Origin of the sequence: Desulfobacter vibrioformis DSM 8776, from assembly GCF_000745975.1 — a bacterium.
In the GTDB taxonomy this organism is placed as follows: Bacteria; Desulfobacterota; Desulfobacteria; order Desulfobacterales; family Desulfobacteraceae; genus Desulfobacter; species Desulfobacter vibrioformis.
This window is the reverse complement of the sequence record NZ_JQKJ01000020.1, coordinates 20,375-39,751: the sequence shown is the minus strand read 5'-3', so window position 1 is coordinate 39,751 and position 19,377 is coordinate 20,375. Positions and strand designations below refer to the sequence as shown.

20 protein-coding genes and 1 tRNA gene are annotated in these 19,377 nt (G+C 48.8%); 3 read left to right on the top strand and 18 right to left on the bottom strand.

All coding sequences use genetic code 11. The features are described 5' to 3' along the window. The first annotated feature begins 427 nt into the window (after window positions 1-427). On the top strand, window positions 428-1,645 hold the full coding sequence (locus tag Q366_RS13370) for a methyl-accepting chemotaxis protein (RefSeq protein ID WP_245619963.1): 1,218 nt from the start codon (window positions 428-430) through the stop codon (window positions 1,643-1,645). A 53-nt stretch (window positions 1,646-1,698) separates the two neighbouring features. Then, on the top strand, window positions 1,699-3,165 hold the full coding sequence (locus tag Q366_RS13365) for a diguanylate cyclase (RefSeq protein WP_035239794.1): 1,467 nt from the start codon (window positions 1,699-1,701) through the stop codon (window positions 3,163-3,165). Between the two features lie 48 nt (window positions 3,166-3,213). On the opposite strand, the gene ahbD is transcribed toward Q366_RS13365, so the two are convergent. The 18 genes from ahbD to kdsA form a co-directional block, all read right to left on the bottom strand. After that, window positions 3,214-4,323 (bottom strand): heme b synthase, encoded by a 1,110-nt coding sequence (gene ahbD, locus Q366_RS13360; RefSeq protein WP_035239791.1) that lies wholly within the window; start codon window positions 4,321-4,323, stop codon window positions 3,214-3,216. After that, a complete protein-coding gene (gene hemB, locus Q366_RS13355) occupies window positions 4,323-5,300 on the bottom strand; it encodes a porphobilinogen synthase (RefSeq protein ID WP_035239790.1) in 978 nt (325 codons plus the stop codon). Before hemB ends, ahbD begins: the two co-directional genes overlap by 1 nt. Continuing rightward, window positions 5,300-6,490, bottom strand: coding sequence for a 12,18-didecarboxysiroheme deacetylase (ahbC, locus tag Q366_RS13350; RefSeq protein ID WP_035239788.1), 1,191 nt, complete (start codon window positions 6,488-6,490; stop codon window positions 5,300-5,302). Before ahbC ends, hemB begins: the two co-directional genes overlap by 1 nt. After that, complete coding sequence (locus Q366_RS13345) at window positions 6,487-8,232, bottom strand: AAA family ATPase (protein ID WP_035239872.1); 1,746 nt, start codon at window positions 8,230-8,232, stop codon at window positions 6,487-6,489. The genes ahbC and Q366_RS13345 overlap by 4 nt, the downstream gene beginning before the upstream one ends. 280 nt (window positions 8,233-8,512) lie before the next feature. Further along, window positions 8,513-8,597: transfer RNA gene (locus Q366_RS13335), tRNA-Leu, on the bottom strand. 17 nt (window positions 8,598-8,614) lie between these two features. Next, window positions 8,615-8,911 carry a preprotein translocase subunit SecG gene (secG, locus tag Q366_RS13330; protein ID WP_035239785.1) on the bottom strand — a complete coding sequence of 99 codons (297 nt, stop codon included), beginning with the start codon at window positions 8,909-8,911 and terminating at the stop codon, window positions 8,615-8,617. A gap of 10 nt (window positions 8,912-8,921) precedes the next feature. Next, complete coding sequence (tpiA, locus tag Q366_RS13325; RefSeq protein ID WP_035239783.1) at window positions 8,922-9,689, bottom strand: triose-phosphate isomerase; 768 nt, start codon at window positions 9,687-9,689, stop codon at window positions 8,922-8,924. 13 nt (window positions 9,690-9,702) lie between these two features. Beyond that, on the bottom strand, window positions 9,703-10,710 hold the full coding sequence (gap, locus tag Q366_RS13320; protein ID WP_035239781.1) for a type I glyceraldehyde-3-phosphate dehydrogenase: 1,008 nt from the start codon (window positions 10,708-10,710) through the stop codon (window positions 9,703-9,705). A 66-nt stretch (window positions 10,711-10,776) separates the two neighbouring features. Beyond that, complete coding sequence (locus tag Q366_RS13315) at window positions 10,777-11,196, bottom strand: PTS sugar transporter subunit IIA (protein WP_035239778.1); 420 nt, start codon at window positions 11,194-11,196, stop codon at window positions 10,777-10,779. Between the two features lie 10 nt (window positions 11,197-11,206). Beyond that, window positions 11,207-12,088 carry an RNase adapter RapZ gene (rapZ, locus tag Q366_RS13310; protein WP_035239775.1) on the bottom strand — a complete coding sequence of 294 codons (882 nt, stop codon included), beginning with the start codon at window positions 12,086-12,088 and terminating at the stop codon, window positions 11,207-11,209. 2 nt (window positions 12,089-12,090) lie between these two features. After that, window positions 12,091-12,549 carry a PTS sugar transporter subunit IIA gene (locus Q366_RS13305; protein WP_035239772.1) on the bottom strand — a complete coding sequence of 153 codons (459 nt, stop codon included), beginning with the start codon at window positions 12,547-12,549 and terminating at the stop codon, window positions 12,091-12,093. 9 nt (window positions 12,550-12,558) lie between these two features. Next, complete coding sequence (gene hpf / locus Q366_RS13300) at window positions 12,559-13,092, bottom strand: ribosome hibernation-promoting factor, HPF/YfiA family (protein WP_035239769.1); 534 nt, start codon at window positions 13,090-13,092, stop codon at window positions 12,559-12,561. Window positions 13,093-13,107: 15 nt separating this feature from the next. Beyond that, complete coding sequence (gene rpoN / locus Q366_RS13295) at window positions 13,108-14,550, bottom strand: RNA polymerase factor sigma-54 (RefSeq protein ID WP_035239767.1); 1,443 nt, start codon at window positions 14,548-14,550, stop codon at window positions 13,108-13,110. Between the two features lie 2 nt (window positions 14,551-14,552). After that, window positions 14,553-15,275: an LPS export ABC transporter ATP-binding protein gene (gene lptB / locus Q366_RS13290; protein ID WP_035239765.1), complete on the bottom strand. Its 723-nt coding sequence runs from the start codon at window positions 15,273-15,275 to the stop codon at window positions 14,553-14,555. 62 nt (window positions 15,276-15,337) lie between these two features. Continuing rightward, window positions 15,338-15,901: an LPS ABC transporter substrate-binding protein LptA gene (locus Q366_RS13285; protein WP_035239762.1), complete on the bottom strand. Its 564-nt coding sequence runs from the start codon at window positions 15,899-15,901 to the stop codon at window positions 15,338-15,340. Continuing rightward, entirely contained in the window at window positions 15,870-16,457 is a 588-nt protein-coding gene (gene lptC / locus Q366_RS13280; RefSeq protein ID WP_035239760.1) for an LPS export ABC transporter periplasmic protein LptC, read from the bottom strand. Before lptC ends, Q366_RS13285 begins: the two co-directional genes overlap by 32 nt. After that, complete coding sequence (locus Q366_RS13275) at window positions 16,454-16,969, bottom strand: KdsC family phosphatase (protein ID WP_035239758.1); 516 nt, start codon at window positions 16,967-16,969, stop codon at window positions 16,454-16,456. The genes lptC and Q366_RS13275 overlap by 4 nt, the downstream gene beginning before the upstream one ends. Next, on the bottom strand, window positions 16,966-17,787 hold the full coding sequence (kdsA, locus tag Q366_RS13270) for a 3-deoxy-8-phosphooctulonate synthase (RefSeq protein WP_035239755.1): 822 nt from the start codon (window positions 17,785-17,787) through the stop codon (window positions 16,966-16,968). Before kdsA ends, Q366_RS13275 begins: the two co-directional genes overlap by 4 nt. Window positions 17,788-17,961: 174 nt before the next feature. Here kdsA and Q366_RS13265 point away from each other — a divergent pair, with 174 nt between their 5' ends. Beyond that, the gene (locus Q366_RS13265) at window positions 17,962-19,341 is read left to right on the top strand and encodes a M23 family metallopeptidase (protein ID WP_035239754.1); all 1,380 of its coding nucleotides are present in this window, start codon (window positions 17,962-17,964) and stop codon (window positions 19,339-19,341) included. The last annotated feature ends 36 nt before the right edge of the window (window positions 19,342-19,377 follow it).

Genomic DNA, 19,377 nt, shown 5'->3' with positions numbered 1-19,377 from the left:
TGCGGCCCATGGGGGGGATACAGGGGGTTCCGGATTTTCCACCACTATAAACCGTTTTTTGGGGAGAAGGGGGCAAAAAGCGTCTTCCGATCCCTATCAAATTGACATTCGACATTGCGGGTATTATCGTGTCTTGAATAAGCATAATACTGGGTGAAATTGAATCGAATACGAATTGCATTTAAAGCTTAAGGGAACAATTACAACCATGACTATTTTTTTGTTGATCTTATTGATTTGCTGCTCTGGTAGTACTTTGTATTTTTTCTTAAAATCTCGACAAGCGCCCTCTGATCTTATTAACAGAATTGAGACAATATCAAAGGGAGATTTAAAAGCAGGCGTAACTGTTTCACCGGATGATAAAGAAGACCGTGCGACGTCTCTGATTGAAAAAATGAGACAGGGCTGGAGCAACATATTCCGCTTGGCCGGTGGTAATATTTCCACCCTTGACGCAACTTCCAAGGCTATGAATAACGCGTCTGAGCAGTTGACCAACGGGGCCATGGGGCTTTACAAATTGACAGAAACCGTATCTGTGGCTGCAGAGGAAATGAGTTTTAATATGAACGCTGTGGCTGCTGCCATGGAAGAATCAAACACCAATGTTTCCGTTGTTGCGGCCGCCTCGGAGGAAATGACCTCGACCATCAACGAAATTGCTGAGAATACGAGCCAGGTTCGAAAGGCAAGTTCCGAGGCTGTGGAAAAAGCCAAATGCGCTTCGCAAAGTGTTGAAGCGTTAGGCCTTGCTGCCCAGAAGATTGGCAAAGTAACCACAGCCATTGAGGATATATCCAGTCAAACCAATCTGCTTGCGCTCAACGCCACCATTGAGGCAGCCAGAGCCGGGGAAGCCGGGAAGGGGTTTGCTGTGGTAGCCAATGAAATTAAGGAATTGGCTAAACAGACCGGAGAATCCACCGATGATATCAAAATGCAGATCAGCAGCATTCAATCGACAACCTCACAGGTCGTGGCGATCATCGGTACCATATCAGAAACCATTTCCACGGTAAGTCGTCTGGTGGAAACCGTTGCAACTGCAGTTGAACAGCAGGCGGTTGCGAGCAGTGAAATTTCCACCAATATTTCCCAGGCGTCAATGGGAATGCAGGAAATCAGCACCAATATTTCCCAAGCCTCCCAGGTCAATCAGGAAGTGGTTAACGACATTATCAAAGTCCGGGATACCACAGATCAGATTACCAACCGCTGTATTGAAGTGGGGGAATACTCCCATGTACTAAATGATCTGGTGCGTGCCATGGCACAATCCATGACCCATGTCCAAGTTGAACCGGCCCTGTTTGACATCGGGGATGTAAAAACGGCACATCTGAATTGGAAAATCAATCTCGAAGCTGTGCTGGCAGGCCGCAAAAAGATGCAGGCAGACGAGGTGACCGGGCATCATGACTGTATGCTGGGCAAGTGGTATGAATCGGCCCAGGGAGATTTCACAAAAACACAGTTATTCAAGGATATTAAGGCCCCCCATAAAGCAGTACATGATACGGCCAAACAAATTGTTTCGCTCTATAACCAGAAAAATATCACTGCCGCACGTGAAAAGCTCAAAGCGTTTGAAGATGCCAGAGAAAAACTATTCGATCTTCTTGATCGTCTTTATCTGAGCTAAAATGCTGTTTGGCCTTGCTGACAGTCAGGCGAACCATTTAGAACGCATATCTGATGAAATATATTCGATCTTATTATAAATTTACCTTGTTATTGGTTATGGTCCTGATTGTTGGCTTTGCAGTCATTAGCATTGTTAATTATCAGGTCACCAAAGCCTCGGTTCTCCGAACGATCATTAAGCAGGATCTGCCGTTGACCATGAATAATATTTATTCGGACCTCAGTGCTGAGTTGACCCGGCCATTGTTAGTGGCATCCAGTATGGCCACAGATACCTTTCTTAAGGACTGGGTTATAGACGGGGAGAAAAACGAAGATAGAATTCGCAAATATTTATTTGATATCAAAGAAAAGTACGGCTTCTTCTCCACTTTTTTTGTCTCGGCGCATTCCCTTAAATACTATCATTTCAAAGGTGTAAATAAGGTGATCAGTCCGACAGACAGCCATGATGTCTGGTATTACCGATTCATGAATTTAAAACAAAATTACGATTTTGAAGTGGATGTAAACGAAGCAAGCCAGGGCATTCTTACCATTTTCATTAATTACCGGGTGGAAGATAAGACAGGGAAATTGCTTGGTGTGACAGGTGTGGGATTGAAAGTAGATAGTGTGTCCGACTCCATAAAAGAATACAAACAACGGTACAGCCGCAATGTTTTTTTAACCAACCGCGAGGGGGTGATCCAGGTACACCAAAACAGGGCTTTGATTCAGCATATGACGGTTTTCCAATTGACCGGATTGCGGCAATCCCAGCTTAACCACCTGTTGAAATTAAAAGAGCCATTCAATTTTGAATACAGGTCCAATGGGGATAAAATATTAGCCAATGCCCGTTATATAAAGCAATTGGACTGGCTGTTATTTGTAGAGCAGAGCGAATCCGCATCCTTAAAAGAGGCACGCTTGAATTTATGGCGGACCATCATCATTGGCTCTATTGTTTCTGCCATTGTGATTGCAATCATGCTTCTCATTCTAAACCGGTATAAAAAGGTCCTGGAAGAAATCGCCGTCTCTGATGAGTTGACAGGATGCGCAAACAGAAGAAAGCTGGAAGAGGAATATACACGGTTTGTTTACAGAAATGAACGATTGAATCTGCCGTTTTCCTTTATTTTGCTGGATCTGGATCATTTCAAAAAAGTCAACGATACCTTGGGACATCTGCATGGTGATCATGTATTAAAGACAATTGCACAATCGCTGGCAGATATTGTCAGGCCAACGGATATACTGGTTCGATGGGGGGGAGATGAATTTTCCATTCTTACGGATTGCAATGAAGAGGACGCATGCCTTATGGCAGAGCGAATCCGCAAGATTGTATCAAATATCCATTGGCCTAAAATACGGGACAATGGCAATGACCCCAGGAACGATGTGACAGCATCACTTGGTGTTGCGACATACCGTCCGGCAGAGACATTGGCGGCATTACAGGATCGGGCTGATAAAGCGCTTTATATCGGAAAAAAGCAGGGAGGCAACCAAGTTAACCTGGCAACTTGATCATGTAACAACTGCCGCCCCCCGGCAAAGGCTATGAATCGCTTAAATTCATTTTTTATGCCGGGCCGGCTGGTATGTGCATAAAGGTTCCTGGGCCAGGTAATTGCCGGTGGCCTCGTATGCCCTGGCCCGGCATCCGCCGCACACCTGTTTGTATTCGCAGATTCCGCACTTGGGTTCAAGATTGTTGAAGTCCCGCAATTTGTTAAACACCTCTGAATTTTCCCACACATCTTTAAAATGGTGTTCTTTTATGTCTCCGCAGGTGACGTCTAAAAACCCGCAGGTCTGGACCCGGCCCACATGGGAGATAAAGCAGAATCCGGTCCCTGCAAGACAGCCCCGGGTGACTGCATCAAGGCCATGGGTTTCAAAACTGACTTTTTTGCCGTCAGCCTTGGCGCGCTGGCGCAAGATCCGGTAATAGTGGGGGGCACAGGTGGCTTTAAGCTGCAAAGCGGTTTTGTCCCGCTGGTCGTAAAACCAGTTCAGGGTTTCTTCATACTCCTTTGCGTCAATGGCCGTATCCACGATGTATTTGCCCCGGCCCGTGGGAACCAGAAGGAAAATGTGGTGGGCCGCGGCCCCTAAGGATTCAGCCAGGGCAAGGATGGCAGGTATTTCGTCCAGATTGGTTTTGGTGATCACGGTATTGATCTGAAATTCCAGCCCAGCCGCTTTTGCGGTTTTTATGCCGCTTACGGCCCTGTCAAAGGCCCCGTCAAGGCCCCTGAACGCGTCATGGGAGGCCGCGGTTGATCCGTCTATACTCACGGAAATGCGTTTGATGCCGCTTTTAATAAGGCGTGCCACATTGTCTTCATTAAGCAGGGTGCCGTTGGGCGCCATGACCATGCGAAGGCCGATTTTGTCCCCATAGGCAGCAATATCAAATATATCCTCCCGGAGCAGCGGTTCGCCGCCGGTGAGAATGATGATGGGTTGTCCCACCTCTCTGATCTGGTCAAGGAGTCTGAAGGACTCTTCTGTGGTGAGTTCATCCGTGTATACATGGTCTTCGGCCGCAGCCCGGCAATGTTTGCAGGTCAGGTTGCACCGGCGGGTTGTCTCCCAGGCCACAAGGCGCAGGGTATTGTTTTTACCTGCAGCCTGGGGGGCCCCATGTCCCGGGGGATGTGTTTTGTGGGGATGCGCCATCAGCTGTTCAACTCCCTGGCCACATCAATGGCTGAGTAAGTCATGATGATGTCTGCCCCGGCCCGCTTGATGGATAACAGGGCTTCCATGATCATGGCTTTGCCGTCTACCCATCCCATCATTTCAGCCGCCTTGATGATGGCGTATTCCCCGGACACGCTATATGCGGCCACAGGCAGATCAATCTCTTCCCTGACCCTGAAAATGATATCCAGATAGGAGAGCGCCGGTTTTACCATGATGATGTCCGCGCCTTCCTCAATGTCCATGGTGGCTTCCCTGATGGCTTCAAGGGAGTTGGCCGGATCCATCTGGTAGGTTTTGCGGTTCCCGAATTTGGGTGCGGATTCCGCGGCTTCCCTGAAGGGGCCGTAAAAGGCGGATGCATATTTCACTGCATAGGACATGATGGGCACATGGGAAAACCCCTCGTCATCCAGAGTGCCTCTGATTTCAGCCACGCGGCCGTCCATCATGTCGGAAGGGGCCACCATGTCAGCGCCTGCCTGCACATGGGACAGGGCTGTTTTTGCAATCAGATCCAGGGAGGAATCATTGTCAATGGTGCCGTCATCCATGACCATGCCGCAGTGGCCGTGGTCCGTGTATTCACACAGGCAGACATCGGTGATCACGGTAAGGTCCGGTACCTGTTCCTTGACGGCTGCCACCGCCTTTTGAACAATACCGTCATGGGCATAGGCCTGGGTGGCAAGGCAATCTTTTTTATCGGGAATCCCGAACAGCATGATGCCCGGGATGCCTGCATCTTTGGCCTGTTTTGCCGTGGTGACAATGTGGTCGATGGAGAGCTGGAATTGTCCGGGCATGGAATTGATGGGTTTTTTTACGGATTTGCCTTCCACCGCAAACAAGGGAAGAATCAGATCATCCCTGGAAAGCTTTGTTTCCCTGATCATCCGTCTGAAATTTTCCGTGGCCCGCAGGCGTCTGCCCCTGTAGTCGGGAAACAGCATTATACATTCTCCTTTTTGATCTCTTCATCCGTAAGATAGCAGGCCGGATCCGAATCCCAGGGGTCATTGGCAACGGACTCGGCCCTGGCCCTGAAATTGCCGGCACAGATATCCAGCCACCGGCACTCTGAACACCGGCCTTTGACGTGTTTTTTCTTCTCTTTCATTTTCATCAAAAATTCGTTTTCAGGATCTGTCCAGATTTCGCTGAAGGGCCTGGCCTTGATGTTACCGAAACTGATTTCCCGCCAGAACTGGTCCGGATGGACTTCACCATCCCAGGAGATGCAGCCGATGCCCCGGCCTGAGTTGTTGCCCTCGTTCATCTCAAGCAGTTCGAGCACTTCGGCGGCCCGTTCGGCATCTTCCTTGAGCAGACGCTGGTACAGGTAGGGGCCGTCTGCATGGTTGTCCACGGTGAGGATCTCCTTGGGTTTGTTGCGGTCATGCAGATCCCTGGTGCGGTCCATGATCAGATCAAGCACCTTGCGGGTCTCTTCGTGGCTTAAATCTTCTTTAGCGATTTCCTGACCCCGGCCTGAGTAAACCAAATGGTAGAAACAGGCCCTGGGGATGTTTTTTTCTTCCAGCAGATCAAAAATTCCAGGGATGTCCTTTACGTTTCTTTTATTGATGGTAAAACGAAGCCCCACCTTAATGCCCGCTTCCTGGCAGTTGTCAACGGCCTGCAACGCCTTTTGATACGCCCCGGGAACGCCCCGGAACATGTCATGGGTGGCTTCAAGTCCGTCCAGGCTGATGCCTACATAAGACAATCCCACCTCTTTGAGCTGCTTTGCCTTCTCCCTGGTGATCAGGGTGCCGTTGGTGGAGATGACGGCCCGCATGCCTTTGGACACAGCATACCGGGCATATTCCACAAGGCGCGGGTGCATCAATGGTTCTCCGCCGGAAAACAGCAGCACCGGCACCCCGAATTTTGCCAGGTCATCCATCATGGCAAGACTTTGTTCGTGGGTCAGTTCATTGTCATAAACAATATTTTCAGACTGGGCATAGCAGTGAACACACTTCAGGTTGCACCGCCGGGTCATGTTCCATACCACCACCGGCTTTTTGTCTTTTGAGAACTGAAGCAGATGAGAGGGCAGTTTGCCTGAATGCCTTGAATATCGCAACGTATCCGAGGGTTCCACCGTGGCGCAGTAAAGTTTTGAAATTCCGATCATTTTATCTCTTTTCTGATAAGCTCGTTGAGAAAGGTTTCGTGGTCGACTAATGCATTCTTAGACAGGAAAAACCTGGCTTTCCCTGTTTTTTCCCGAATCAGGTTAAGGCCGTCAAAAAAATCCGTGTAGAGTTTTGAAAGAATTTCATCCGTGGTGGCGTTATGCTCGATGAACTGCTGGATGAAAAAATCGGCTGCATCTTCTTCAAACACGACATTTAAATCATAGTTTTTGGAGATTTCCAGCTCCATCTCTTTTACGTTGTCATAGAATTTTTTGACCTGTTTAACCGCGTCTTCAATTTCCATGACATGGGCCGTATAATACTGGGCCACCATTTTTGTGCGAATCTGGGTTAAGGTCAACCCGTGACGGATGGAAAATATTTTCCAGTTCTTTTTTACATATTCACAGATGTAATCGGAAAAAAGGGACAGGGCGTTGTGGTATTCAGCCTCGTATCTTTCCTTGTCATTGCCCTGGATCAGATCGTTTAAAACCTGCCCGGGCGTGGTCAGTAGCTGTTGGGTGATGGCAAACTGCCGGACGGATTCGGAAGGCAGTTTCTCTTCAAAAATGAGCATGGCTTCTTCAACCACGGACACAAGCCCCCGGGCCCCGGTATTTTCCTTGTGCGCCCTTGATGCCAGCGCCTCCAGGGCCTCGTCGGTGAATACCACATCAATCCCGTATGATTTAAAATCAAGGCGTTTGCTTAAAATTACCGGATTGTTGGGCATTTTCAGGATGTCGTACAGATCTTTTTGGGTCAGTTCATCCAGCACACAGCGCACCGGGACCCTGCCGATGAATTCGGACTCAAAGCCATACCCCACCAAATCCTCGGACCGGGTTTCCTTTAAAAGCTCATTGTCGTTCCTGGCATGACTGAGGGATGCACCGAACCCGATGGCCTGTTTGCTCAATCGTTTTTTCACCACATCTGTCAGTCCTGAAAACGCGCCTGACAGGATAAACAGGATATTGGCCGTATTCACCCGCCTGGCCGAGCGTTTCCCGGTTCTTTGAAAGGCTTCAAGTTCCTGCATCATGGATACGGGATCGTGGGGAACCTTTAAATCCACGTCGGTCTCTTCCATGGGTTTGAGCAGGGCCCGCTGAACCCCTGTCCTTGAAATCTGGGCGCCTATGACATTGGGGCTGGCAGCAATCTTGTCAACTTCATCGATATAAACGATGCCGCACTCCGCAAGTTCAATGTCATCTTTGGCTTCTTTAACCAGGTCCCGGATCAGATCCTCCACATCCCCGCCCACATAGCCGGTTTCGGAAAATTTGGTGGCATCTGCTTTGACAAAGGGCACCCCGATCTTTTTGGCGATGAGCTTGATCAGGTAGGTTTTGCCAATACCTGTGGGACCGAGCAGCAGGATATTGCTTTTAATATTACCCGTGATCTTAAACGGTTCCGTGATCATGGTTTCCTGGTGACGGATGCGGTTGAAATGGGTGCAGATCTTTGTGGAAAGAACAGATTTGGCCTTGTCCTGCCGGACAACATACTGGTCAAGGTAGCTGATCAGTTCCGAAGGCTTGATGTTGAAATCAATCAGCTTTTTTTTGCCCGACGGAGGTGTTGCGCCGGTGATTATTTCCTGTTGGGGCTGGATGGAAGGCGTCAGAATTTTAACATTTCCACCAAACTTCTTGTTCAAAAATTCCCCAAGCTCTTTTTCAATTTTTTTCGGGTCAGGCCCGGTGGCATCATTGTGATAAGTCATAATCAGGTATAATAAGCCCGCCTGCCCAAAATTCAAGGCGCAAGTTCATGGGCCTATTTCTTTTTTTCCTTAAAATATTCACAGGGCTTTCCCGAAGACTGGAATACTGTGATGCTGGGCAGTTGGCGGCTTTTAAACCCCAATGCCCTGCAGCCGTTTGGATGGGCCGGTTCCCAGGTGACATAGAAAAACCGGCACTTGTAACAATTTCTTTTATTTTCTTCGTCCATAATAATACTATAAAAAAAGCCGCAGCATTTTTGCCGCGGCTTTGAGTTTATGGTGCCGAAGGGGAGATTTGAACTCCCACGGGTCTCCCCACACGCCCCTCAAGCGTGCGTGTCTACCTATTCCACCACTTCGGCAAAAACCTTGTTTTTATTCACTTGGATGCCGGCTCCTGTTGCTCTCCCGGCCTATCAGCGCCCTTCATGACACTGGACTGGGACTGATGCCCTGACATATAGGCCAACGTCAGAGAGGTAACCATGAAGATAATGGCCACGGCCGTAGTTATCTTGGTCAGAATGTTTGCGGGACCGGCTGCGCCGAAAAGAGCCTGGCTGCCTGCACCGCCCATGGATACACCCATTTCTGCGCCTTTACCGGTCTGCAAAAGCACAACAAGTATCAAAAAGATGCAAACGGCAACGTGTATGGCTATTAAAATGCTTGTCATAGAAAAGGCTCTAAAACCTAATAATTTTATTAAAATCTTCCGGGTTCAGGCTCGCGCCGCCAACCAAGGCACCATCAACATCTTCAAGCTGCATCAGGTCTTTGATATTGCCGGGTTTTACTGATCCCCCGTATAAAATCCGGGTCTTTGCAGCCAGGCTTTCGGAATATTTTCCCCTGAGCAGGTGTCGCAAAAATCCGTGTACTTCTTTGACCTGCTCTGGCCCGGCAGTCTTTCCGGTTCCAATTGCCCATACCGGCTCATAGGCCAGAATCAGGGAGTCAAGTTCCTCAAGATCAAAGCCTTTTAACCCATCTGATATCTGTTTGTCAAGGACAAAAAAGGTTTTATCCGCTTCCCGCTGCCTTTCCGTTTCTCCGATGCACATCACCGGGATAAGTCCTGCATCAAGGGCTGCACGGATTTTGTGTCCAACGCTTTCATCGGTTTCGCCAAAGTATTGCCTGCGTTCGGAATGGCCGATAATGACGTAGTCGGCGCCTGCATCTTTGATCATCTGCCCGGACACCTCCCCGGTGAAAGCCCCTTCCGTGCCCGGGTAAATGTTCTGGGCTCCCAGGCGGACCTGGGAATCTTTGCCCAGGGCTGCTGCCACCAGGGGCAGGGACAATGCAGTGGGTGCAATCATAATATCAACGCCGTCCACACCCTTGGTTAAGTCTGCCAGCTGTTTTGCCGCAGCAACCGCCTGGGTGCCGGTCTTGTACATTTTCCAGTTGCCGGCAATCAATGGCGTTCTTTTCGGCGTTTTTGTCATTTTTTAACCTCCTTTAAAGGGCGTTGCCCACCATGGCAGCCAGATCAACCATGCGGTGTGAGTAACCGGCCTCATTGTCGTACCATGAAAAAATTTTTACCATGTCGCCGTTGATGACATCTGTACAGGAGGCATCAACAATGGAAGAGAGCGGGCAGGAGTTGTGATCAATGGATACCAGGGGTTTGTCGCAATAGCCCAGATAACCCTTCAGACTGGTTTCAGATGCCTTTTTAAGGGCCTGGTTGATTATCTCCTTGGTCAGATTCTTTTTTTCGGTGGTGATCACCAGATCCACAAGGGATACATTGGGTGTGGGAACCCGTACGGCAAGGCCGTTGAGTTTGCCTTCAAGCTCGGGCAATACCAGGGAAACCGCTTTGGCGGCACCCGTGGTGGTGGGAATCATGGACAGCGCGGCTGCCCTTGCCCGGCGCAGGTCCTTGTGGGGGAAATCAAGCAGGCGCTGGTCCCCTGTGTAGGAGTGGATCGTGGTCATAAGCCCGCATACAATACCGAAATTTTCCAGCAGCACCTTGGCCACGGGTGCCAGGCAGTTGGTGGTGCAGGAGGCATTGGACAGAATATGGTGATTGCCGGGATCGTAATCTTCATGGTTTACGCCCATGACAATGGTAACATCCGGATCCTTGGCAGGCGCTGAAATAATGACTTTTTTGGCCCCGCCTTCAAGGTGCTTGCCTGCGGTTTCCCGGTTTCTGAAAAGGCCGGTGCATTCCAGGACAATGTCCACACCGGCTTCGGCCCAGGCAATCTGGGCAGGATCCTTTAACGCGGTTACCCAGATCTGTTTCCCATCCACGGTAATGAACCCTTCTCCATGGCTTACCTCGTTGGGCAGACGCCCGTGGACAGAGTCATATGTGAGCAGATGGGCAATGGTTTCGGTGTCTGTCAGATCATTGATGGCCGCAATTTCAATTGCATCATTTTCCAGGGCAGCCCGAAAGACCATGCGCCCGATCCTGCCAAATCCGTTAATTCCTATTTTTACAGTCATTTTAAGCCTCCTTATAAAAATGAAAATGCTTGTCCATGCCCAAAAGGGAAACGGGCACGGCACAGGTTAGGACAAGGACCGGCTGGTCCCTTTCAGGATGTCGCTGGCAAGGGAAATGCTCTTTTTCCCGTGTTCAATCAGGGCTGCAGTCAAGGCTTTGATTCCCATCTTCTCCCGGCTTGTCACCGCTTTGAGAACAATGGGCAGGTTGACGCCTGAAATCACCTCCACCTTTCCTTCTTCAAGAAAGGCATAGGCCAGGTTTGAAGGTGTACCCCCGAACATGTCGGTTAAAATAATAACCCCATTTTCGCAATAAACATTTTTGATCCCTTTTTTGATTTTATTTCGTAAACTTTTCGGGTCCTGTTTGATGTCTATGGATATGGATTCAAGTTTTTCCTGCTTGGCCCCCAGAATAAATTCCAGGGTTTCAATCAATGTTGCCCCCAGATTCGCATGGGTTACAATTAAAATTCCTGTCATAGTTTGCCTGTCATATTTCCTTGGTGTCTCTGTCAATGTCTCTGTGCCGCAAGCTTGGATTCAGGCCCTTTTTTATCAGCCGTTCAAATACGGCCCGGGCAATGGCGACACTTCTGTGACGGCCACCGGTACAACCCAGTGCAAGTGTTAAATATGCCTTATTCTCTTTTTTATATAGAGGAATGAGATAGTCAATAAGATCGTTATATTTTTTTAAAAAGGTTTTTGTCTCCGGATTTTCCAGAACAAAGGCTTTTACCGCATCGGACTCTCCGTTATGGGCTTTAAGTTCGGGCACAAAATAGGGATTGGCCAGAAACCGCAGGTCCACCATAATGTCCGCATCCACCGGGATTCCGTATTTGTAGCCAAAGGACATGATATTCAGTTTCATGAAGTTTTCGAAACCTGTATCCTTGGACACAAGACCCAGTATTTTAGCTTTAAGCTGATGCACATTGAAATTAGAGGTGTCAATGATCTGGTGGGCCAGTTTGCGGATGGCGGCCATGCCCTGTTTTTCAGCCTTGATGCTGTCCAAAAGGTTTTTTCCATTATCCAGGGGGTGGTGCCGGCGGGTCTGACTGAACCGTTTAACCAAGGTTTGGGTATCTGCTTCAAGAAAAATAATGACCGGAGAAACCCCCATCTCTTCTAGCGCAGAGACGCCTGAAACAAATGTTTGTATAAAGGTTTTTGACCGCATATCCATCACAAAGGCCGCACCCTTGACCTTGGCATTCTCCCCCAGCGGCAGTTCGAGCACCTTGGGAACAAGTTCCATGGGCATGTTGTCAATGCAGTAAAAGGCTGCATCTTCAAATGCCTGGGCAACGGTTGTCTTCCCGGAACCTGAAATCCCTGTGATGATATAAACCTTAAGATGTTCCATGGTTAAAAGTCTTCGTCATTCTCCAGAATGATCTGATGAATCTGTTCTGCTGAACCTGCCGATAAAAGGCGTTCTTTAAACTGATGCATTTTCAGCAGCTTGGAAATCTGGGCAAGAACCTTTAAGTGTCCCCCTGTGGAATGCTCAGGCGTTAAAAGCAGAAAGAAAAGATGGACCGGCCGGTTATCCAGAGAATCAAAATCAACGCCTTTGATGCTGCGCCCAAACCCCACAGCAATGGTTTTCACTGTATCCAGCTTGCCGTGGGGAATGGCGATGCCGCCGCCGATGCCTGTGGATCCTAACTTTTCCCGTTCCAGAAGGACTGCTGCAACATCTTGGGCTTGGGTTCCGGCCACCGGTGCAACAGCACCAGACAGTTCTTTGATAACCTCTGGTTTGTTCCTGGCTTCCATATCTGAGATAACGGCGTCCAGCTTTAGAATGTCACTGATTTTCATTGGTTTCGACTATCCTTGGGGGGCGATCAGTCCCAGTTTCCCGTTATTATGTTTATAAATCACATTGACCTGTTCTGTGCGGGCATTAATAAACACATAAAAAGATTTTTTGCCCGATTCCAGCTCAATCACCGCATCCTCAATGTCCATGGGCTTTGTATCAAGGGGTTCTTCGACGATGTCACTGGTGTCCCCGGGCCGCGGTTCATCAATGCTGAACTCCTGGGTATCTGCCAGGCTTGCTTTATTGCCTGACATGTGTTTTTTGATTTTTTCCTTATGTTTTGTGATCTGGCTTTTGACTTTATCTGCCAGGATGTCAATGGTGGCATACATGCTTTCGGACGCTTCCTTTGCATGGATGTTAAGCGCCCCGCTGGTCAAGGTGATTTCGGCAATATGTCTTATCTTTTCAACGCTCAGGACCACGCTGGCCTCGGCCGGGCCGTCCAGCATCTTCTCAAACCGTTTAAGCTTTTTATTCACATAGGATTTCAGGGAATCGGATGCCTCTATCTTTTTGAACGTGATGGTGACCTGCATAGATGATTACTCCCTTTATAATTGTTTGCGTTTGTTGGATGGCAGAATATTGAGCACCTTTCTGTATTTTGCCACGGTGCGCCGGGCAATCTGAATGTCTGATTCCTTTAGAATTTCGGCGATTTTATCATCACTCAGGGGCGCGTTGGGATCTTCATTGTCAATGAGTTGTTTTATTCTCTCCTTAACGCTGGCCGATGCCATGTTAGGCCCGTCAACCCGTTCTATGGAGCTGTTGAAAAAATATTTCAGTTCAAACAGTCCCTGGGGGGTGTATGCATATTTGTTGGTGGTGACCCGGCTGATCGTGGATTCATGCATCTCAATATCTTCGGCAATGTCTTTTAAAATTAAAGGCCGAAGATGGGCAATGCCCTTTTCAAAAAATTCCCTTTGAAATTTTATGATGCTTTCCATGACCAGGTAAATGGTCTTCTGGCGTTGATGAATGGATTTTATCAGCCAGGAGGCGGACTGCATCTTTTCATTGAGATAGGTCTTGGTCTCCTTGGGAATTTTTTTGCCGGTGGCCACAGCCTCCCTGTAGAATCTTGAAATTCTTAATTTGGGAAGACCGTCATCGTTCATCACAATTTTGAAATCATCTCCGACTTTGTAAACATAAATATCCGGGGTGATGTAAGCGGATTCATCGGTGGCAAATTTCCTGCCGGGCTTGGGTTCAAGAAACTGGATGATTTTTACTGCGGCCCGTACATCTTCAACGGAAATTTTAAGGGCCTTGGCAATTTTTTTACTGTTCCTGTTTTCAAGATTTTTTAAATGATCCGTAATGATCCGGATGATGATGTCGTTTTTAATGCCAAGCTGCCGGACCTGGATGAGAAGTGTCTCGCACAGGTCTCTGGCGCACACCCCTGGGGGGTCAAAGGTCTGAAGCACAGCCAGCACATCCTCAACGGTTTGGATGTCGGCCTGGGCTGCCAGGGCCAGTTCTTCCACATCGGCGCATAAATATCCGTCCCGGTTCAGGTTGCCGATGATGATGTTGCCGATGGCTTCCTCCTGGGCTGTAAGATCCGAAAGCATCAGCTGCCATTTCAAATGCGCTTCAAGGGTTTGTTTCTCAGACGTGAATGCCTCGTAATTGGGGGCTTCACTGTTTTCAGACTCCATGTGCATTCTGCCGGTGGAGTTGTATTCATTGATATAATTTTCCCAATCCGTGTCCGAGCGAACCCGCTCTTCAATGGTGACTTCCTTGACAGGTGCATCATTTTCCGTTTCCCGGATTTCGGCTTCCTGGGCCGTGATGGATTTGTCAGAGGCTTCATCAACGACGACTTCTTCAAGGGCGGGATTTTGCTCCATTTCCTGCTCGATCATTTCGGCAAGTTCAAGCCGGGACAGCTGAAGCAGTTTAATGGCCTGCTGGAGCTGGGGGGTCATCACCAGCTGCTGGGTTAGTGCCAGGCTTTGTTGTAATCCAAGTTCCATGATTAAAGTCTGAAGTTGTCTCCCAGGTAAATGCGTTTAGCTACTTTGCTTGAAATAATTTTTTCCGGCGGTCCTGATTCCATAACCACACCCTGGCTCATGATATAAGCCGTGTCGCATACGCCTAATGTTTCCCTGACATTGTGGTCTGAAATCAATATGCCGATGCCTTTGTCCGTAAGCTGGGATATGATCTGCTGGATGTCGATGACCGCCAGAGGATCAATGCCGGCAAAGGGTTCGTCCAGCAAAATAAATAGAGGGTCTGTTGCAAGCACCCTTGAAATTTCCAGCCTGCGCTTCTCTCCACCGGACAGGGACGCAGCCTTTTGTCCGGCCAAGGCCAGTATCCCAAGTTCTTCCATGAGATTTTCGGCTTTCTGGTTGATATCCGTGACTTCTTTGTCAATGACTTCCAGAACAGCCGTTATATTTTCCCGGACAGTCAGTTTTTTAAATATAGAGGTTTCCTGGGGCAGGTAACCAATGCCTTTCCTGGCCCTGATATACATGGGATATTGGGTTATATCCTCCCCGTCAAGATGGACCCTGCCTTTTTCCGGCCGGATCATGCCCACGGTCATATAAAAGGTGGTGGTCTTTCCGGCACCGTTGGGCCCTAGAAGTCCTGTCACCCGTCCCTGGTCCACGGTCAGGCTGACCTGGTCCACCACGGTTTTACCGCCATAGGTCTTTACAAGATTTTCCAGTACCAGTCGGCTCATCTGTTCTGTCTTTAGTTTAAAAAATTCAATTCAGGGCTTATCCATATCAGGGGGTATCCATATCAGGGGGTATCCATGGACCGGCCCTGGTCCTGGGCATCGAAAAATGCCTCGACCCTGGTCTCTCCTGTACTTTCCACAACCACCCGGTCCTGGGCCCTAAACAGGGTAATCTTTTTGCCGGTGATCCAGCTTTTTCCCGTCAGCAGGCGGGCTTGTTCTCCGGTCAGCACCAGTATCTCATCTGCGGTGTCATAATCTGCCTGATCCGAGAATGCTTTTCGATCCCCTTGTGTATATTCCACATGCCCTGCGGCAAGAATCCGCCTGATGTTTGACTGGCCTTTCTTTTTTGTTTCTGAGGTATGGAAAAACACCTTGACCGAATCAGCTAAAAGCACGCTGTCTGCCCGAACCGCTTTGACCTTGCCCATGAATTCCACCATGGACTGGTCTTTGCTGGCGACCATTTTATCCGAAGTGATTTTCAGGTCAGCCGGTGGCTGTCCCTTACCAATATCTTTTTTCTCCTGGGCTGCAAAGGACACCTGTGTAAAAAAAAGCAGCAGTATCAGCAATGAAGCCGAAGCGATATTATAGCATATTGGAATTTTGACTATTTTCACTAAACTGTCCTTTTACGTGTCCTTCTAAGATGATCAGATCCTGGTTTAGCCGGATCTCCATGCGGTCTGCTTTTATTACGGAGTTCCCGTCATTAACTGTAACCCTTGAATCGGAGCGTATTATATGCGGTTTTTTGGCATAATGCAATGTTTCACTTGTCAGGGTGTAGTGCTGATACCGTACCATGAAATTGCCTGAAAAGATCATGTCATGGGTCTTGGTGTCGAGCTCTCCCCGGGCTGCGGTGAGAAGGACTTGTGTGTTCTGTTTTGTGTAAAAAACAATGTCAACGTCTTTGAGCACAGCCGTGTTCCGGTCTTTGAGCAGGGTGGCACTGGATGCTTTGAGCTTCCATTCGGTGATGCCGTTTTTTTTGGAAATCTGCTCAAGGATGTTGAGTTTGAGCGCCGCTTTATCATCCACCTCAATATTTTCAAGTTTTATGGGGGTGGTGAGCAGGTGGTTGATGTAATAATACGCACCTAACCCCGCAATAATGAGGCCTAAAAGCAGAGCCAGGGGCAGTATCAGGTTCTTTTTGCCGGCGCTGCTCATGACAGAAACCTTGAAACCGAGGTTTCCCAAAGGCCCTTGGCTTTGAGGATGGCCTCACAGGCCTGGCGGACCGCTCCTTTTCCCCCGGGCAGATCCGTAATCATATCCGCCCGGTCCTTAACCTCGTCAGGGGCGTCGGCCACAGCAAAGGCAAATCCGGCCCGGGTCATGGCCGGCAGGTCAATCAGGTCATCACCCATGAAAGCAATATGTGCGGTTCTGATTTGTGTACTTTCTGATATGGACGCCAATACTTTGGCCTTGTCCCTGGCCCCGTCAAAGACCAGGGTGATGCCCAGATTGTCGCACCGGTGGCGCAGGGCACCGGAGATTCTTGCCGTGACAATCCCGACATGAATACCTGCCTCCATGAGCAGACGGATGCCAAGGCCGTCTTTGGCATTAAAGCTTTTGATCTGCTCGCCTGTGTCTGTATAGGTAATGGTGCCGTCCGTGAGCACCCCGTCCACATCTAACAGCAGCAGCCGGATATCTGCCAATCGTGTTGTCATAGGGCCTGTCCTGCAGCTTTTCTGATATTGACCAGATGGGTTAAAAGATTTTCCATCTGATCCAGGGGGATGGAGTTCGGCCCGTCGCACAGGGCGTTGTCCGGATCAGGGTGGGTTTCCATGAACAGGCCGTGGGCCCCGCAGGCCACTGCAGCCCTGGCAAGGGGGGCGACAAACTGTCTTTCCCCGGCCGATGCATTGCCGCTGCCGCCGGGAAGCTGAACACTGTGGGTGGCATCAAAAATCACAGGCATGCCCAATTCCCGTAAAATCTGTATGGATCTGAAATCCACCACAAGATTGTTATACCCGAAACAGGTGCCGCGTTCCGTAATGGCAATGTCCCGGTTTCCTGTGGATCTGGCTTTTTCAACAATATTCCGGCAATCACCCGGTGCAAGAAACTGGCCTTTTTTGATGTTCACGGGTTTGCCTGTCCTGCAGGCGGCTAAAATCAGGTCTGTCTGGCGGCATAAAAATGCCGGGATCTGGATGATATCTATCACTTGTGCCGCGTGTGCCGCCTGGCCAGGCAGGTGGATATCAGAGATGACCGGGATGTTCAGTTCGGTTTTAATCTGTTTTAAGATGTCAAGACCACGTTCGGGGCCAGGACCCCTGAATGACTGGATGGAAGTGCGGTTGGCCTTGTCATAGGAGGCTTTGAAAACATAAGGAATACCTAGGGCGCTGGTGACCTGTTTCAGATGTTTTGCAATGCCAAGGCTTGTGTCTAAATCCTCTATAACACAGGGGCCGGCAATTAGAAAAAAAAGATTCGGGTTGTTCCGGGTCAGGTCAAAAAAAAAGTTTGTCATACGGCCTATCCTTAAAAAAAGAAAAAAATGATGATAGACCTAATTATTATTCGTCCGGGTAAATGTCAAGGTGGATCAGGGCAGGGAAAACTCCTTGATAAGAAAAGCGTTTGCTGATATCTTAAGTTAATTTTACATGTAGTTGCATAACTTCTTGAAAAATAAGGTTGTTTGATGAAAAAAGCGCTGTTTCTGATTATATTTCTGGCAATTGTCGTGCCTGTGGGATGGGTTTTGTTTTGTAAATATGAGGGAGATGTCCCCAAAGCCGATCTCAGTCTGCCCTCCCCGTATCTGAAACAATCCTATGAAATAAACATGACCGCAACGGATAAAGGAACTGGTTTGCGTCATGTAACCGTTTCCCTGGTGCAGAAAGATAACGAAAAAGTTCTTTTGGACAAATCTTATCCATCTTCTTCCATTTTTTCTTTGTTCAGTGAGAATAAAATCCTGTCAGATACCTTTGCCATTCCCGTTGAAACGCGTCAATACGGGATGAGCGACGGCCAGGCCGTTATCCGGATTGTTGCAACGGATTATGCCTGGCATAAATGGGCCAAAGGCAACCGTTTTTATGAAGAGCGGCCGGTGATCATTGATACGGTGCCGCCCCGGCTCCAGGTCCTGACCTCCCAGCATAATGTGTCCAAGGGCGGTGTCGGCCTTGTGATTTACAAACTTGATGAAGAAAATATTCAAAGCGGTGTCAGGGTGGGAGAACATTTCTTTCCCGGATATTCCGGTGTGTTTGATAACCCCATGGTGGTCACAGCCCTGTTTGCCCTGGATCATACCCAGGGGCCTGATACCCGCATTGTCGTGGAAGCCCGGGATCCGGCCGGAAATGAGACCAAACGCGGATTTTATCACTATATTAAAGATAAGAACTTCAGGCCCGACACCCTGAGCATCTCAGACGGTTTTCTGGAATTCAAAATGCCTGATTTTGACCTGGGGCCCAAGGAAGCGCAGTTTTTGACGGAACAGAATCCTTTGCTGGCAAAATTTTTATATATTAACGAAACCCTTCGCCGGCAGAATGTGGAAACCGTACTTAACGTGCCTTCGGACACCCGTGCCGAATTGATGTGGGAAGGATGTTTTGGCCGTCTTTCCGGGGCTGCCAACCGGGCCCGGTTTGCCGATAAACGCACCTATAAATACAATGGAAAGGTCATCAGCCATTCCACCCATTTAGGTATTGACCTTGCCTCCACATCCAATGCGCCGGTGGGTGCGGCCAACAATGGACGGGTCATCATGGCGGAAAATGTCGGCATTTTCGGCAATACCGTCATCATTGACCACGGGCTTGGTCTTGCCAGCCTTTATGCCCATTTAAGCCAGATGAATGTGGCCAGAGGCGACAGGGTTAAAAAGGATGATATTATTGGCCGCACCGGCCTGACCGGGCTTGCCGGAGGCGATCATCTGCATTTTTCCATGATGCTTCACAATGTATTCGTCAATCCTGTGGAATGGTGGGATGGAGTCTGGATAAAAAACAACATCACCTCAAAAATCGAGTCTGTTAAATCTCAGATTCAGTAAACGTATAACCTTTTTTTAAAAAATCAGGACAATCCA